The 14,294-nt window shown below is 65.9% G+C and carries 16 protein-coding genes and 1 pseudogene; 8 read left to right on the top strand and 9 right to left on the bottom strand.

Annotated elements, in window-relative coordinates; translation table 11 throughout:
• A partial coding sequence (locus ACIQ42_RS07510) for a DUF1153 domain-containing protein (RefSeq protein ID WP_397421587.1) occupies nucleotides 1-191 on the top strand: 191 nt, incomplete at its 5' end.
• Nucleotides 192-264: 73 nt separating this feature from the next.
• Here ACIQ42_RS07510 and ACIQ42_RS07505 read toward each other — a convergent pair.
• Nucleotides 265-632, bottom strand: a pseudogene (locus ACIQ42_RS07505) (RusA family crossover junction endodeoxyribonuclease).
• Between the two features lie 73 nt (nucleotides 633-705).
• Here ACIQ42_RS07505 and fumC point away from each other — a divergent pair.
• The 3 genes from fumC to ACIQ42_RS07490 are packed head-to-tail and all read left to right on the top strand — an operon-like array spanning nucleotide 706 to nucleotide 2,798.
• Nucleotides 706-2,097, top strand: a complete 1,392-nt coding sequence (gene fumC / locus ACIQ42_RS07500) for a class II fumarate hydratase (RefSeq protein ID WP_397421586.1) — start codon at nucleotides 706-708, stop codon at nucleotides 2,095-2,097.
• Nucleotides 2,097-2,522, top strand: a complete 426-nt coding sequence (locus ACIQ42_RS07495) for a GNAT family N-acetyltransferase (protein ID WP_397421585.1) — start codon at nucleotides 2,097-2,099, stop codon at nucleotides 2,520-2,522. Before fumC ends, ACIQ42_RS07495 begins: the two co-directional genes overlap by 1 nt.
• Nucleotides 2,523-2,552: 30 nt before the next feature.
• Nucleotides 2,553-2,798 (top strand): hypothetical protein, encoded by a 246-nt coding sequence (locus tag ACIQ42_RS07490; protein WP_397421584.1) that lies wholly within the window; start codon nucleotides 2,553-2,555, stop codon nucleotides 2,796-2,798.
• A 110-nt stretch (nucleotides 2,799-2,908) separates the two neighbouring features.
• On the opposite strand, the gene ACIQ42_RS07485 is transcribed toward ACIQ42_RS07490, so the two are convergent.
• The gene (locus tag ACIQ42_RS07485) at nucleotides 2,909-3,877 is read right to left on the bottom strand and encodes a polyprenyl synthetase family protein (protein WP_397421588.1); all 969 of its coding nucleotides are present in this window, start codon (nucleotides 3,875-3,877) and stop codon (nucleotides 2,909-2,911) included.
• A gap of 169 nt (nucleotides 3,878-4,046) precedes the next feature.
• Between ACIQ42_RS07485 and ACIQ42_RS07480 the strand changes: the two genes are divergently transcribed.
• Together ACIQ42_RS07480 and rsgA are read left to right on the top strand one after the other, a co-directional pair.
• A complete protein-coding gene (locus tag ACIQ42_RS07480; protein WP_397421583.1) occupies nucleotides 4,047-4,787 on the top strand; it encodes a tRNA1(Val) (adenine(37)-N6)-methyltransferase in 741 nt (246 codons plus the stop codon).
• Nucleotides 4,788-5,004: 217 nt separating this feature from the next.
• The gene (rsgA, locus tag ACIQ42_RS07475) at nucleotides 5,005-6,081 is read left to right on the top strand and encodes a ribosome small subunit-dependent GTPase A (protein WP_397421582.1); all 1,077 of its coding nucleotides are present in this window, start codon (nucleotides 5,005-5,007) and stop codon (nucleotides 6,079-6,081) included.
• Between the two features lie 86 nt (nucleotides 6,082-6,167).
• Here the strand turns inward: rsgA and ACIQ42_RS07470 are convergent, their stop codons facing one another.
• The 4 genes from ACIQ42_RS07470 to ACIQ42_RS07455 form a co-directional block, all read right to left on the bottom strand.
• Nucleotides 6,168-7,586, bottom strand: coding sequence for a coniferyl aldehyde dehydrogenase (locus ACIQ42_RS07470; protein WP_397421581.1), 1,419 nt, complete (start codon nucleotides 7,584-7,586; stop codon nucleotides 6,168-6,170).
• A 313-nt stretch (nucleotides 7,587-7,899) separates the two neighbouring features.
• Nucleotides 7,900-8,550 (bottom strand): hypothetical protein, encoded by a 651-nt coding sequence (locus ACIQ42_RS07465; protein ID WP_397421580.1) that lies wholly within the window; start codon nucleotides 8,548-8,550, stop codon nucleotides 7,900-7,902.
• Nucleotides 8,551-9,170: 620 nt separating this feature from the next.
• Nucleotides 9,171-10,190, bottom strand: coding sequence for a ketol-acid reductoisomerase (gene ilvC / locus ACIQ42_RS07460; RefSeq protein ID WP_397421579.1), 1,020 nt, complete (start codon nucleotides 10,188-10,190; stop codon nucleotides 9,171-9,173).
• 105 nt (nucleotides 10,191-10,295) lie between these two features.
• Nucleotides 10,296-10,799 (bottom strand): GNAT family N-acetyltransferase, encoded by a 504-nt coding sequence (locus ACIQ42_RS07455; protein WP_397421578.1) that lies wholly within the window; start codon nucleotides 10,797-10,799, stop codon nucleotides 10,296-10,298.
• Nucleotides 10,800-11,013: 214 nt separating this feature from the next.
• Here ACIQ42_RS07455 and arfB point away from each other — a divergent pair, with 214 nt between their 5' ends.
• A complete protein-coding gene (arfB, locus tag ACIQ42_RS07450; RefSeq protein ID WP_397421577.1) occupies nucleotides 11,014-11,439 on the top strand; it encodes an alternative ribosome rescue aminoacyl-tRNA hydrolase ArfB in 426 nt (141 codons plus the stop codon).
• 159 nt (nucleotides 11,440-11,598) lie between these two features.
• Here the strand turns inward: arfB and ACIQ42_RS07445 are convergent, their stop codons facing one another.
• Nucleotides 11,599-11,778, bottom strand: a complete 180-nt coding sequence (locus ACIQ42_RS07445) for a YegP family protein (protein ID WP_397404131.1) — start codon at nucleotides 11,776-11,778, stop codon at nucleotides 11,599-11,601.
• Between the two features lie 102 nt (nucleotides 11,779-11,880).
• Nucleotides 11,881-12,060 carry a YegP family protein gene (locus ACIQ42_RS07440; protein ID WP_397421576.1) on the bottom strand — a complete coding sequence of 60 codons (180 nt, stop codon included), beginning with the start codon at nucleotides 12,058-12,060 and terminating at the stop codon, nucleotides 11,881-11,883.
• Between the two features lie 117 nt (nucleotides 12,061-12,177).
• Here ACIQ42_RS07440 and ACIQ42_RS07435 point away from each other — a divergent pair, with 117 nt between their 5' ends.
• The gene (locus tag ACIQ42_RS07435; RefSeq protein ID WP_397421575.1) at nucleotides 12,178-12,711 is read left to right on the top strand and encodes a hypothetical protein; all 534 of its coding nucleotides are present in this window, start codon (nucleotides 12,178-12,180) and stop codon (nucleotides 12,709-12,711) included.
• Nucleotides 12,712-12,715: 4 nt separating this feature from the next.
• Here ACIQ42_RS07435 and ACIQ42_RS07430 read toward each other — a convergent pair.
• Nucleotides 12,716-14,294: AAA family ATPase (locus ACIQ42_RS07430; RefSeq protein WP_397421574.1), on the bottom strand; the 1,579-nt coding region annotated here is incomplete at its 5' end.

Below are 14,294 nucleotides of genomic sequence, written 5' to 3'. Positions count from 1 at the left end.
CCAACACCGGGCGCTGGGTGATCCGGCGCAAGGCCGAGGTTGTGGCTGCCGTCCGCGGGGGGCTGATCTCGCTTGAAGAAGCGCTGGAACGCTACTCCCTGACCAGTGATGAGTTCGTTTCCTGGCAGCGCTCGATTGAGCGCCATGGCCTGGCCGGACTGAGAACGACCCGCCTGCAACAATACCGCTGAGCCGTCCTTCCCGACCAAAGGCTCGCAGCAGAGACCGGCCGCGCTTCACCCCTGAGCGCGGCCGGTTGTCGTTTCAGGGCAACTTCCGCACCAGCACCAGGATCCGCTCCCGGTCGCCCGCCCGGCGCTCTACCAGCAGACGTGCGACCTGGGCGTCATCGTGAAACGCATAGCCCTTGATGGCGTCGAGAATGGCCTTGGCCAGGTTGTCCAGGTCAAGCCAGGGTGGATCGCCCACATATTCCATGGCGATCTCCACCGCGTAGTCGCCCCACGCGGGTCGCGATCCGCGCCAGGCCTTTCGAAAGAACTCATAGATCAGGGGCTTGTAGTACTTGCCCTGGGTGGTCAGCCCATCGACGGACAGTTCAAGCACGCCCTCGGTCTCCCGGGCGCGCACCTTTCCATGCTGGATCCAGCCATCGTCCATCCTGCGCTCATAGCGTTCCAGCGCCTTGCAGTCTCCCCGCATGGCGGTAAACCCTTGAACGCCTGCAATCCTGGGGACTGATCGATGAGCGCAACCCGTACAGAAACCGACACCTTCGGCCCCATCGAGGTGGCCAGTGACGTCTACTGGGGCGCCCAGACCCAGCGCTCGATCGGTAATTTCAAGATCGGCTGGGAGAAACAGCCCAAACCTGTGGTCAAGGCCCTTGGCGTCGTCAAACGCGCCGCGGCCGAGGCCAATATGGAGCTTGGCCGGCTTGACCCAGAGATCTGCAAGTACATCGTGCTGGCTGCCCAGGAGGTCATCGACGGGAAGCTGGATGACCATTTTCCGTTGGTGGTGTGGCAGACCGGTTCCGGCACCCAATCCAACATGAACGCCAATGAGGTGATCTCCAACCGCGCCATCGAGATGATGGGCGGCGTCATGGGCTCCAAAAAGCCGGTGCACCCCAACGATCACGTCAACATGAGCCAGTCGTCCAACGACACCTATCCCACCGCCATGCACATCGCCTCGGCAGTCGAGGTCGCCCAGTCGGTGATCCCGGCGCTGGAGCACCTGCATGGCGCGCTGAAGGCGAAGTCGGAAGCGTTCGCCCACATCATCAAGATCGGCCGCACTCATACGCAGGACGCCACGCCGCTGACGCTGGGCCAGGAGTTTGGCGGCTATGCGCACCAGGTCGCCATGTCGAGGCGCCGTGTGGAGGAGACCCTCTACGGCCTGTACGAACTGGCGCAGGGCGGCACCGCCGTGGGCACTGGCTTGAACGCCCCCGTAGGTTTCGCCGAGCTGGTGGCCGCCAAGATCGCCGGGATCACCGGCCTGCCCTTCGTGACCGCGCCCAACAAGTTCGAGGCTCTGGCCGCGCATGACGCCATGGTGTTCAGCCACGGCGCGCTGACGGCGACCGCCGGCGCCCTATTCAAGATCGCCAATGACCTGCGGTTCCTGGGGAGCGGACCCCGCGCCGGCCTGGGCGAACTGGCTCTGCCCGAGAACGAGCCTGGCTCTTCAATCATGCCCGGTAAGGTCAACCCCACCCAGGCCGAGGCGCTGACCATGGTTTGCGCCCACGTCATGGGCAACCAGACGGCGATCGCGTTCGCAGGCTCCCAGGGCCATTTCGAACTGAACGTGTTCAACCCGGTGATGGCCTACAATTTCCTGCAGTCCTGCCGCCTGCTGGCGGACGCCTCGATCTCGTTCACTGACAACATGGTGGTTGGCACCGAGGCCCGCGAGGACAATATCAAGGCTAACCTCGAGCGGTCGCTGATGCTGGTGACGGCGCTGAACAGCAAGCTGGGCTACGACAACTGCGCCAAGATCGCCAAGGCGGCCCACAAGAACGGCACGACATTGCGCGAGGAGGCTGTTGGGGGTGGCTATCTCACCGACGCCGAGTTCGACGAATATGTGCGGCCCGAGAAGATGATTTCGCCGGGGTGATGCAACTCGTCCGGATCCAGGACGACCTTCCGGCGGATTTCACCCGGCTGCGCGCGGCGGCCGACGCCGAGGGTTTCCATGCGCTCGCGCGGCTGGAGGCCGAGTGGGCGGAGGATCGCGAGGCCTTCGTTTGCTTGCTGGCGGCGATGCAGGGCGATCGCCTGGCCGCGATCGGCGGACTGACCCCGGAACCGGAACCCCAGGGCAAGGCTGCAATGCGCGTGCGCCGGCTCTACGTCGATCCCGCGGCCCGCCGGTCAGGCGTCGGCCGCACGCTCGTGAACGCGCTGCTGCAGGAAGCGCTGGACAGCGTCTCGCTCGTCACGATCAACGCCCGCGATACGCTGGCGCCGGCGTTCTGGGCCGCGTTGGGTTTTGATCGGATCGACAACCGGCCCTGGAGCCATCAGTTCATGGCCCATTGACCCCGGCACCGAACCGGCGCGTGAAGGTTCATGGCCAAGGAAACCGTCTACATCGTCCAGTCTTACAAGGCCGGGCGCGGCAAGTCGCTGAAGGCGGAGCAGCAGGTCGGCTGCAAGACCGCCGAGGAGGCGCGCCGCAAGGCCGAGCGGCTGGGGCCCCTGCGCCCCGCCGTGGTCGCCTTCTCCGCCACCGCCGACACCGAGTTGGGCGACTATGACGAGAACCCGGTGATCCTGTTCCGCTCCGGGCCGCTGCCGCACCCGTTTGCCGACTAGGAGCCTGTCCGGTTCAGATGGAATCATCTGAACCGGATAAACAGGCTCGTTTTCATATGTTTAGAGCACGACGGGCGCTTGAACCGGTATCCACTTCAAGCTGTCGTGCCCTAGGCCCGGCGCATGACCGCGAAATCGGCCAGGTCCTGCATCGCCGGCCGCCAGGCATTGGGGCCGAAATCCGCGATCGCCGCCTTGGCGCTCTCGGCATAGCGCACCGCCAGCGCCAGGGTTTCGTCGAGCGCCCGGGTCTCGCGCATCAACTCGCAGGCGCGCTCCAGATCGCCGTCCACCTGTTCGCGTCGGTCGATGGTGCGCACCCAGAAGTCGCGCTCGCTTGATGCCGTGCGCGACATGGCCAGCAAAAGCGGCAGGGTGACCTTGCCTTCCCGGAAATCGTCCCCCGGGTTCTTGCCGAGGGTCTTGGCCTCGCCGGAATAGTCGAGGGCGTCGTCGATCAGCTGGAAAGCCAGTCCCAGATCCTGACCGAACTTTCGCAAGGCGCGGCAGTGATCCACAGGAGCCCCGGCCGACACAGCGCCGGCTTCGGCGGCGGCGGCGAACAACTCGGCAGTCTTGGCCTTGATGATCTCCAGATAGACCTCCTGGCTGAGGTCGAGATCATGGCTGCGGGTCAACTGCAGCACCTCGCCCTCGGAGATCACGCGGCTGGCGCGCGCCAGGATCTCCAGCGCCGACATCGAACCGGCGTCCACCATCAACTCAAAGGCGCGGGCGAAGAGGAAATCTCCCACCAGCACGCTGGCCGGCGCGCCCCAGATCAGGTGCGCGGCCACGCGGCCCCGACGCAACTGCGAGGAATCGACGACGTCATCGTGCAGCAGGGTGGCGGTGTGGATGAACTCGACGGCGGCGGCCAGTTTAAGGCACCCATCGTCCCGCGCGCCGCACAGCCGGGCCGCTGCGATGGTCAGCAGCGGTCGAAGCCGCTTGGCGGATCCCGCGATCAGGTGGTCAGCCAGCGCCGGGATCACCGGGACGGGACTGTCCATGTGCAGGCGGATCAGCCCGTCAACGGCGCGCATGTCCTGGCCCGCGAGCTTGAGCAGCAGGTCCAGCGAGGGCGGTGCGGCAATGGCCTGGGCGGCTTCCAAGCAAGGTTTCCTGTTTCGACCCGACCGCCTGCCCCCAAAGCCGCCGTTTGGCGGGACAATGCGGACGCGATAGGGCACGGTCAATATCCGAAGGCTTTACGCCTCTCCCCCGCTGACTCCAAGGCTTGCCGTTATGGATGCCATCACCAATGATCACCTGCTGGACGGTCGCGTTCAGTTGCGCCAGCCCGTTCGCGGCTATCGCGCCGGGCTGGATGCCGCCTTGCTGGCAGCAGGCTGCGACGCCAGGCCGGGCCAGCGGGTGCTGGAGGCCGGTTGCGGGGCGGGCGGCGCCCTGCTTGCTGCGGCTTCGCGGTGTCCGGAGGTTCGGTTCACCGGCGTCGAACGCGACCCTGACGCCCTGGCGCTGGCGAAGGAGAACATCGTACTGAACGGGTTTCAGGACCGCGTTGAGGCGATCGAAGGCGATGTCGCCGTCCGCTTCTCGGCCCTGGGTATCGAACCGTTTGACGCCGCCATGACCAACCCGCCGTTCTTTGACGACAGTGGCGCGCTGCGGGGCCCTTCGCCAGAAAAGCGCGCCGCCTGGATGGCTGATGACGGATTGGCGGCGTGGATAGGTTTCATGTCCAAAGGGGTTCGCGAGGGCGGCAGCCTGACCCTGATCCACCGCGCCGATCGTCTGGCCGACATCCTGGCGCTGCTGGGCGAGAAGTGCGGCGGGGTCCAGATCCTGCCTATCCACCCGTTCGCGGATGAACCGGCCAAACGGGTGCTGGTGCGCGCCATCAAGACCGGAAAGGCGCCGACGAGGTTGCTGCCAGGCCTCGTACTGCACGATCAAAATGGCGACAAACACCGGCCGGAGGTCGAGGCGATCCTGCGCGGTGAGGCGTCGATCAACTGGCACTGAGCGACCGTGACCCCGACCTTGACGCAACGAGCGCCACCCGCCAAGGTCGGCCATAGTTCCTGATGAACGCCGCAGCAGAGGAGGATGTTTCATGTCGCCCATTGCGCCCGCAGCCCCTCGCTGCGTCACGGCTTTTGCCGCGTAGGCAAGAGATCACGTCAAACCGGGATCTCCGCCGTCGACGCCTGATCGGCTTTCGACATCAAGGACACTCCCATTGCTGACCTCCTATGGCTGGAGCGAAACGCTCCGGAAAGACTTTGCTATCCACGCCGCCCAGGGCCTCGTGCCCGGCCGGATCATCGTGCAACAACGCGGCGGCTATCGCCTGATCACCGAGCTGGGTGAGATCGACGCCCGGGCGACCGGGCCGCTGATGAAGGCCGCCACCGATATCTCGCGCCCCGCCGCCGGCGACTGGGTGGCGGTGGAAGCCCGGCCCGGGGAGACCACCGCCTTGGTCCACGCCGTGCTGCCACGCTCGACCGCCTTCATCCGCAAGGCGTCGGGCCCCCGAGCCGGCGCGCAGGTAGTAGCGGCCAATGTCGATGTGGCCTTCCTGGTCGCGTCGCTGAACGCCAACCTCAACCCGCGTCGGCTGGAACGCTATCTGGCCACCACGCACGAGAGCGGCGCCAGACCGGTGATCGTGCTGACCAAGGCCGACCTCACCGAATTCCTCGACGAGGACGTAGCCGAGATCGAAGCCATCGCCTCCGGGGCCCCGGTGCTGGCGATCTCCGCGAAGACCGGCCAGGGACTGGAAACCCTCGATGCCTGGCTGCGTCCCGGCCAAACGGCGGTGCTGCTGGGCTCGTCGGGCGCGGGCAAGTCCACCCTGCTCAACGTGCTGGCGGGCGAGGAGCGGATGGCCACGCGGGAAGTGCGCGCCGCCGACGACCGCGGCCGCCACACCACCACCCATCGCGAGCTGGTGCTGCTACCGTCGGGGGCACTGATCCTCGACACCCCGGGCATGCGCGAACTGGGGCTTTGGGACGCCGACGAGGGGGTCTCGGCCACCTTCGCCGACATCGAGGAACTGGCCACACAATGCCGGTTCGGCGACTGCAGCCACGGCGAGGAGCCCGGCTGCGCCATCCAGGCTGCCATCGACGCCGGCGATCTGGACCCCGGGCGGCTCTACAGCTTCGAGAAGCTGCAGGCCGAGCTGGCACATGATCGCCGGAGGCAGGACCCTCTGCTGGCCCAGGAGCACAAGAAACTCTGGGCCTCGCGCGGCAACGCCGGCAAGGCGCGAATGAAGCAGAAGGGCCGGATGCCGGACGAGTAGACAGGTCAGGGGGCAGCAGCGCCCCCACCATCACTTCGTGATCCCCTCTCCGTTGTGACGGGGGGACCGGGTTCGCACCCCTCACCTCACCCCTTGATCTGCCCATCCAGGAACTTCCTGATGCCCGCGCCATAGGGCGGGCGGAGCATTTTCAGGGGGCCGATGTCCTTCTTCATCTGGGTGAAGACGGCCTTGCGGTGGCTGAATTCGCGGAAGCCGTCAGCGCCGTGATAGCTGCCCATGCCGGAGGGGCCGACGCCGCCGAAGGGAAGCTCTTCCTGGGCCACGTGCATGATCACATCATTGATCGTGACGCCGCCGGCTGTGGTGTGGGTGAGCACGCGCTCCTGCTCGGCGGCATCGGCGCCGAAGTAGTAGAGACCCAGCGGACGGTCGCGGCCGTTCACATAGGCGATGGCCTCATCAAGAGTGTTGTAGCCCTTAACCGGTAGGACGGGGCCGAAGATCTCTTCCTGCATCACCTTCATGTCGTCGGTAGGATCGAGGATCAGCGTTGGCGCGATCTTGCGATGCTCCTGCTGGGAGAGATCCTCGCTCTCGGGTTTCAGCTCGATCACCCGGGCACCCTTGGCGCGGGCGTCGTCGATGTAGCCGGTGATGCGGTCAAAGTGCCGCTGGGCGACGACGGCGGTGTAGTCTGGATTGTCCTTGATCGTCGGGAACATGGTCGAGACCGAAACGCGGGCGGCGGCGACGAACGCCTCCACCTGGTCCTGGGGCGCAAGCACATAATCGGGAGCCAGGCAGATCTGGCCGGCGTTGAGGGTCTTGCCGTTCATCACCCGGGCGGCGGCGGTGGACATGTCGGCGGAACGGCCGAGGATCACCGGGCTCTTGCCGCCGAGCTCCAGGGTGACCGGCACCAGGTTCTCGGCCGCCGCGCGCATCACGTGGCGGGCCACCGAGGTGGCGCCGGTGAAGATCAGGTGGTCGAAGGCCAGGTGCGAGAACGCCTCGCCGATCTCCGGCCCGCCGGTGACCACGGCAATCTCCTCCTCGGAGAAGGCGCCGGACAGCATGGTCTTCATCAGCTCGGAGGTGACGGGGGTGTACTCGGACGGCTTGATCATCGCCCGGTTTCCCGCAGCCAGGATTCCGGCCAGGGGCGCGAAGGTGAGGTTCACCGGGAAGTTCCACGGGCTGATCACGCCCACAACGCCCTTGGGCTGGTAGCGCACCTCGGCCTTGGCGCCGAACAGGCCGAGAATGGCAGGTGTTGGCTTGCGCTTTTCCGTGCGCATCCACTTGCGCAGATTGTCGCGAGCATGCTGCAGCGGACCGATGGAGCCGGCGATGTCGGTAAAGGCCGTCGCCTCGCGCGAGCGGGCGCCGAAGTCGGTGTTCAGCGCGTCCTCGATAGCCCGGCGGTTCTCGCGCAGCAGCCGGATGCAGCGGTCGATCCGCTCGATCCTGAGCTCCGCCGAGGCCTCGCCGTCGCGCAGGTGGGCGGCTTTCTGGCGCTCCAGGATGGCCTGCATTTCCATAGGGGGTTCTCTCTTCAGGTGCACTAAGGCCCGCTATCGCGGCAGACCAGGGCCCATCGGGGCCTGTGCGGATACTTAGGCCCAACCGATGGCGGCGCAAGACCGATCCTGCGTCGCCCCTGGACGAATGACGCCCGAAAGAGCCGCGCGCGCGCCCCTGCGCGGGGGTCGCGGGACCAAGTCGTATCACAGGAGCGCCGAGAGCGGGTGGGGCAAAGGCCGGTACCGGTTTGCCGCCCACGGCCTGCACCAGCCCGATGAGGGCGATCAGACGTTTCGAGACCGGATGGATTCGATTCGATCTCGATCTGCGCTAGGCCCTCAGGTTGACGGGCCGGGCCGGGTTTTCCCAGGCGGGCGGCGTCCAGAGCGCATCAAACTGGTCTTCGAAGCCCTCGAACCAGGGCTGGGCTTTCAGGTCATCGACCGTGCGAATAGGGCCGCCTGACATGCGGTCGAGGCTGATGGTGCCCATGGCCTGCCTGAGCAGCTTGACGATCGGGCTGTCACTCTCAACGTCTTCGCGGCTATGGCCGCTGTTCTGGTTCGGATCGTCTATGATCAAATTGTAGGACTGCTCCAGTTCAGCGCGCTTGGCGGCCCAGGCCAACGTAGATTTTTCCTCATCGCTGACGGAGTCCAGGAAGGCCATGCCAGCCTTGAAGCGTCCGACGTTGTCACTGCCAAATACGTCTACGAAACGTCCCGCGAGGCTGCTTGGACCGCTATACAGCCCCGTAGCCAGACTGAGTTGCTGATCCATGACCCACTGCGCACTGGTCTGTTCGTCCTTTGAAAACTGGCCCCCGACATTTTGCGCAACGGCATTCAGCGTGCGGCGGTCGAGACCCGCTGTCAGGGTATAGATGTCCTTACCTTCCCAGCTGTTGACATCAAACGGCTTGCCAGAAGCCTTCATGGCCTGATGTTGCGCGTCCAGACTGGCGCGTGCGGCTGAAGCCACCTCGCCGAGGCTTAGACCTTGGGAAAGGACCTGTCTGCCAGGACCTTCCACGCCATCCGACAGCATATTCGCCGACGTCCCGTCCCGCCTTGGGAAGTATTGAGCAAACCGGTTGCCGATGGTTTGAGGTGGCTGGGCAAGCACAGCCCTGGCTTCGGCGGAAAGCTCAACTGTGACGGCGCCTCTGCCTGCACCGGTCGACGGGGCGGTTTCAGGCTCCCGAGCCGTAGATCGTTGGGCCGTTGTTCCCGCCCGCAAATTGAGCGCATAGGCGGCGTCTGCGGTCGAGTTTGCGTTGATGGAAGACATAGCCATTTTCAGCGCCCCGCGCCCGCGAATCACACGCTAGGATGCACCCTGCTATCCGATGCAGTCAAGAGTAGTAGGTCACGCTCTGCGTTAACAGGACACGAGCAAGGGGTCGCCCCAGACCAGACGAGCCGGCCGGTCGGCAAATCCAGCCCCGGCAATAGGCGGGGGTCACGAGACGATTTACCGGGCCCGTCTAGTGCCAGGCGCGGGGTCGGCGACGTGAATCGCGGCCTCCCACCATGAAGGAAACCCGGGCTCTATCCCGAAATCCGGTTTCCCGCCTGCGCGAGGATGAGCCGCTCGGCGGCTCAGTTCCGGGACGTATCCACCAGGGCGTTCTTGGTGATCCAGGGCATCATGGCGCGCAAGCGCTGGCCCACTTCCTCGATCTGGTGCTCGGAGCCGCGACGGCGGGTGGCCTTGAAGGAGGGGGCGCCTACGGCGTTTTCCTGCATGAAGTCGCGCACGAAGCGGCCCGACTGGATGTCCTCCAGTACGCGCTTCATCTCGGCCTTGGTGTCGGCGGTGACGATGCGCGGGCCGGTGACGTATTCGCCGTACTCGGCGGTGTTGGAGATCGAATAGTTCATGTTGGCGATGCCGCCTTCGTAGATCAGGTCCACGATCAGCTTCACCTCGTGCAGGCACTCGAAATAGGCCATTTCCGGCGCATAGCCGGCCTCGACCAGGGTCTCGAAGCCCGCACGGATCAGTTCGACCAGGCCGCCGCAGAGTACGGCCTGCTCGCCGAACAGGTCGGTCTCGCATTCCTCGCGGAAGTTGGTCTCGATGATGCCGGAGCGGCCGCCGCCAATCGCCGACGCATAGGCCAGGCCCAGATCCATGGCGCCGCCGGTGGCGTCCTGATGGACGGCGATCAGGCAGGGCACGCCACCGCCCTTCTGGTACTCGCCGCGCACGGTGTGGCCGGGCCCCTTGGGGGCGACCATCAGCACGTCGATGCCGGCCGCCGGCTCAATCAGGTTGAAATGTACGTTCAGGCCGTGGGCGAACAGCAGAGCCGTGCCGGGCTTGATGTTGGGGGCGATCTCGGCGTTGTAGATACCGCGCTGCAGCTCGTCGGGCGCCAGCACCATCAGCACGTCGGCCCATTTGGCGGCGTCGGCCACGCTCATGACCTTCAGGCCGTCGGCTTCGACCTTCTTGGCGGTGGCCGAGCCGGGCTTCAGCGCCACAGCGACATTCTTGGCGCCGGAGTCGTGCAGGTTGAGCGCGTGGGCCCGGCCCTGGCTGCCATAGCCTACGATGGCGATCTTCTTGTCCAGGATGCGGGAAATGTCGGCGTCGCGGTCATAGTAAACGCGCATGATCGTACTCCTGGAGGATCAGAAAGGCTGGGACCCGCGCAACGGCGAGGCAGCAAAGCGGGCGCTTTCCAGCGGTTTTTTGCCCAAAGGTCAAGGGAAGGCGCGTCATGGGCGTATCCGCGCCATCGCCAGCGCGTCCACATAGGCGCCGTTTCGCCAGGCATGGTCGCGGTGCAAGCCTTCGCGTTCGAAGCCGAAACGCTGGTACAGCGCGATGGCCCGGGCGTTGTCGGCGTAGGCCGTCAGCTCCAGCCGGCGCAGGTTCAGCCAGTTGTCGGCCAGGTCGATGGCGGCGGCCAGCAGGGCCGATCCGGCGCCGCGACCGGCAAAGGCGTCATGTACGGCCATGCCGAACTGGCCCACATGGCTGCGGCGGTTGTCGAACCGTTCGAGCCCCAGGGCGCCGATCACCTTGCCGTCGATCACGGCGACGAGGCGCCGGAGGTTGGGAGAGGTTGCGGCATGGCGCTTTTCGCGCGCCTCCAGCGAGGTGAAGGGCAGTTGCAAGGTGCCGGCGTAGGCCAGCGGCTGGTTCCACGCCTCTGTCAGGTCCGGCAGATCGCCAGGTTCCAGGGCGCGGATCAGGATGTCAGGGGATTTGGGCGTCATGGTCCTCTCCTTTGCGGGATGGACGGGCGCTCTTACAAAAAAGCCCCGTCCGGATCCGGCGGGGCTTGGGGGTGGTTGCCTGCGGCTTTGCTTAGCGCACGACGTTCCGTCCCGGCCCACCGGAAGTGGTCGGCATGGTAAGTACGAGGCTGTGCGCGAACGTCCGCATGGCGCATCCATAACCTGTTAGGCGAAGCTTGGCAAAACCCCACCCATGATCGAGGTCTCTCCCGACATTACGCTCGGCGACGATGAGGTCCAGGTGCGCGCGGTCCGCGCCTCCGGGCCAGGGGGGCAGCACGTCAACAAGGTCTCGACGGCCATTGAACTGCGGTTTGATGTGCGGGGGTCGCCGTCGCTGACGCCCTACGTCCAGGCGCGGCTGGAAAAGCTGGCGGGCAGCCGCCTGACCCTTGAGGGCGTCATCGTAATGGTGGCGCAATCCCGGCGTTCGCAGGAAATGAACCGGCAGGAGGCGTTCGAGCGGCTGTTCGACCTGATCCGCAAGGCCGCCGAACCCCCGCCCCCGCCACGCAGGAAGACGCGCCCGACCTATGCCTCAAAGCTGCGGCGGATCGAGGGCAAGGTAAAGCGCGGCGGGGTCAAGGCCCTGCGGGGACGACCGGCCGGGGAGGAGTAGCGCGCGCTGCCACCCCCCTCCGGTCATCCCCGCGAAAGCGGGGACCCAGATGGCAGGCAGAGTCGTGAGCCAGTGGCCGTACGGCGCTCATCCATCCAACCATTGCGCCCTCTGATCTGGGTCCCCGCCTTCGCGGGGATGACCGGATTTTTGGTTGGCTCAGATCGTGGCGTCGAAGACTTCGGCGCCGGGGGTGTTTTTGCGGATGTTCTCGATGGCTTTCTTGGCGCCGGACTTGGAGGAATAGGCGTCGGTGGAGAAGACCACTTCGCCGTTCTGCACGAACCGCACGCGGTGTTCGCCGACCTTGTCCTTGTAGATTTCGAACCTGTGGGCCATCGCGCGTCTCCTGTTTCAGTGAGCACAACTGCACCCAGCCTCCAAGTCTACCCTTGGAGGCCGGGGGTCAACCGCTGAACGCGACAAAACTGTGACGAACGATCAATCGGTTGTGTCGTCGACCTCGGCGTCCGGGCCGTTCTTCTTGATGCTTTCGATGGCGTTCCTGGCGCCGGCCTTGGAGGCGTAGCCCTCGGTCGAGAACATCGTCTCGCTGTTATACTTGAACCGGACGCGGAACTCGCCCGCCTTGTCCTTGTAGATTTCGAACTTGTGCGCCATGGGCCACCCTGTGAAATGCTTATGAACCGAGTTGATCTTAGGCTCGTACCGCTGCTCCGGGTCAAGTGCCTCGGGGGCTCTGGCCTGCACAGGCGCATTTCGCGTATAAGGTGATCCATGTCGCGACAGCCCCTTTTCTGCATCCTGGCCCTCAGCGCCCTCACCTCGGCCTGCGCCTCGCCCAGTCTCGGCCCTCCGCCCCCGGCGCCTGCACCGGTCCAGAACGCTGCCTTCAGCGCGGCTGACTTCGCCTGGTCGCAACGGGCCGGCACAAATGTAGTGGCCGGACAGGTCAGCCATCGCCAAGGCGCCACGGCCTATACCTGCGCCGGGTCCAGCGTGGTGCTGACGCCCGAGACGCCCTGGTCACGCCGCCGTATGGCCGCGCTCTATGGGTCCACCGAACGCGCCGCCCTGCCCAGCGACGACGTGCGGGCGCGCACACCCAATGCGCCGCCCGGCGATGCGACGCCGTTTGTGAAACGCACAACCTGTGACGACGCCGACCAGTTCGCCTTTGCCGGCCTGGCCGATGGCGCCTGGTTCGCCATCACCATCGCCCGGCCTGCCGCTAACGGTCGGGGCGCCAACATGGCGCTGATGCGCCGGGTTGTGGTGCGTGGCGGCAAACGGGTCCCGCTGACGCTCTGAAGCTTCAGTGAACCTTGGCGCGTCCAATCTCCAGGCCGCCCTCGCCGCCGCGTACATCGATCACTGCGCCGTCGTCCAGATCACCGGCCAGCAGCTTGCGCGCGATGGGATCGATCAGCTCCTTCTGGATCACCCGCTTCAGCGGACGGGCGCCGTAGACCGGGTCATAGCCGCGCTCCCCCAGCCAGTGCAGCGCCGCGGCGTCCAGGGCGATCGACATGCGCCGGTCGGCCAGCAGCTTCTCGACCCTTTGCAGTTGAATGCGGACGATGTCGTCCATCTCGCTGCGGCCCAGACGCTTGAACAGGATGATCTCGTCGATCCGGTTCAGGAACTCAGGGCGGAAGTGATGGCGGACCTCTTCCATCACCAGCGGGCGGGCCTTCTCGACCTCATCGCCGTCGGCCAGGGCCGCCAGATGCGATGAGCCCAGGTTGGACGTCATGATGATCAGCACATTGCGGAAATCCACCGTCCGGCCCTGGCCATCTGTCAGGCGACCGTCGTCCAGCACCTGCAGCAGCACGTTGAACACATCCGGGTGGGCCTTCTCGACCTCGTCGAACAGCACCACCTGATAGGGCCTGCGACGCACCGCCTCGGTGAGCGCCCCGCCCTCGTCGTACCCAACATAGCCGGGAGGAGCGCCGATCATGCGACTGACCGAGTGCTTCTCCATGTATTCGCTCATGTCGAGCCGGGTGATCGCCTGCTCGTCGGCGAACATGAATTCGGCCAGCGCCTTGGTCAGCTCGGTCTTGCCCACGCCCGTGGGACCCAGGAAGAGGAACGAGCCGATCGGCCGGTTGGGGTCCTGCAGGCCGGCGCGCGCGCGGCGGACGGCGTCGGAGACGGCGGCAAGAGCCTCCTCCTGGCCCACGACACGGTCACGCAAGCCGTCTTCCATACGCAGCAGCTTTTCGCGCTCGCCCTCCAGCATCTTCTCGACCGGCACCCCGGTCCAGCGAGAGACCACGGCGGCGATCTGTTCGGCGTCGACAACCTCGGGCGTCATGGCGTCGGCGCTGTTCTCGGCGGCCTCCGCCTCGGCCAGGCGCTTTTCCAGCTGCGGGATTTCGCCATAGGCGATCTCGGAGGCGCGCTGCAGGTCGCCGCGGCGTTGCGCGCTGACGAGTTCCGCCCGCAGACGGTCCAGCGCCTCACGGCTTTGGGCGCCGGCGGAGACCTTGTCCTTTTCCGCCCGCCAGCGGCTGGTCATCTCGGCGGACTGGCCTTCCAGGTCGTTGAGCTCTTCCTCCAGCTTCTCGAGGCGCGCCTTCGAGGCCGCGTCGGGCTCCTTGGCCAGTGCCTCGCGCTCGATCTTGAGCTGCACGACCCGGCGGTCGATCTCGTCCAGTTCCTCGGGCTTGGAGTCCACCGCCATCCGCACGCGGCTGCCGGCCTCGTCCATCAGGTCGATGGCCTTGTCGGGCAGGAAGCGGTCGGTGATGTAGCGGTTGGACAGGGTGGCGGCGGCGACGATGGCGCTGTCGGTGATCCGCACCCCGTGGTGGACCTCGTACTTCTCCTTCAGGCCCCGCAGGATGGAGACCGTGTCCTCCACCGTCGGCTCGGAGACGAAG

This window comes from Phenylobacterium sp. (assembly GCF_044372605.1).
Lineage (GTDB): Bacteria > Pseudomonadota > Alphaproteobacteria > Caulobacterales > Caulobacteraceae > Phenylobacterium.
Note: the sequence above shows the minus strand (reverse complement) of the source record. Positions and strands in the feature narration are given on the sequence as shown.

Coding starts and splice junctions, on each gene's coding strand:
- ACIQ42_RS07480 (WP_397421583.1), top strand. CDS start 4,047: ATGGATGCCATCACCAATGATCACCTGCTGGACGGTCGCGTTCAGTTG.
- ACIQ42_RS07435 (WP_397421575.1), top strand. CDS start 12,178: ATGTCGCGACAGCCCCTTTTCTGCATCCTGGCCCTCAGCGCCCTCACC.
- ACIQ42_RS07445 (WP_397404131.1), bottom strand. CDS start 11,778: ATGGCCCACAGGTTCGAAATCTACAAGGACAAGGTCGGCGAACACCGC.
- ACIQ42_RS07495 (WP_397421585.1), top strand. CDS start 2,097: ATGCAACTCGTCCGGATCCAGGACGACCTTCCGGCGGATTTCACCCGG.
- fumC (WP_397421586.1), top strand. CDS start 706: ATGAGCGCAACCCGTACAGAAACCGACACCTTCGGCCCCATCGAGGTG.
- arfB (WP_397421577.1), top strand. CDS start 11,014: ATGATCGAGGTCTCTCCCGACATTACGCTCGGCGACGATGAGGTCCAG.
- ACIQ42_RS07490 (WP_397421584.1), top strand. CDS start 2,553: ATGGCCAAGGAAACCGTCTACATCGTCCAGTCTTACAAGGCCGGGCGC.
- ACIQ42_RS07455 (WP_397421578.1), bottom strand. CDS start 10,799: ATGACGCCCAAATCCCCTGACATCCTGATCCGCGCCCTGGAACCTGGC.
- ACIQ42_RS07440 (WP_397421576.1), bottom strand. CDS start 12,060: ATGGCGCACAAGTTCGAAATCTACAAGGACAAGGCGGGCGAGTTCCGC.
- ilvC (WP_397421579.1), bottom strand. CDS start 10,190: ATGCGCGTTTACTATGACCGCGACGCCGACATTTCCCGCATCCTGGAC.
- ACIQ42_RS07470 (WP_397421581.1), bottom strand. CDS start 7,586: ATGGAAATGCAGGCCATCCTGGAGCGCCAGAAAGCCGCCCACCTGCGC.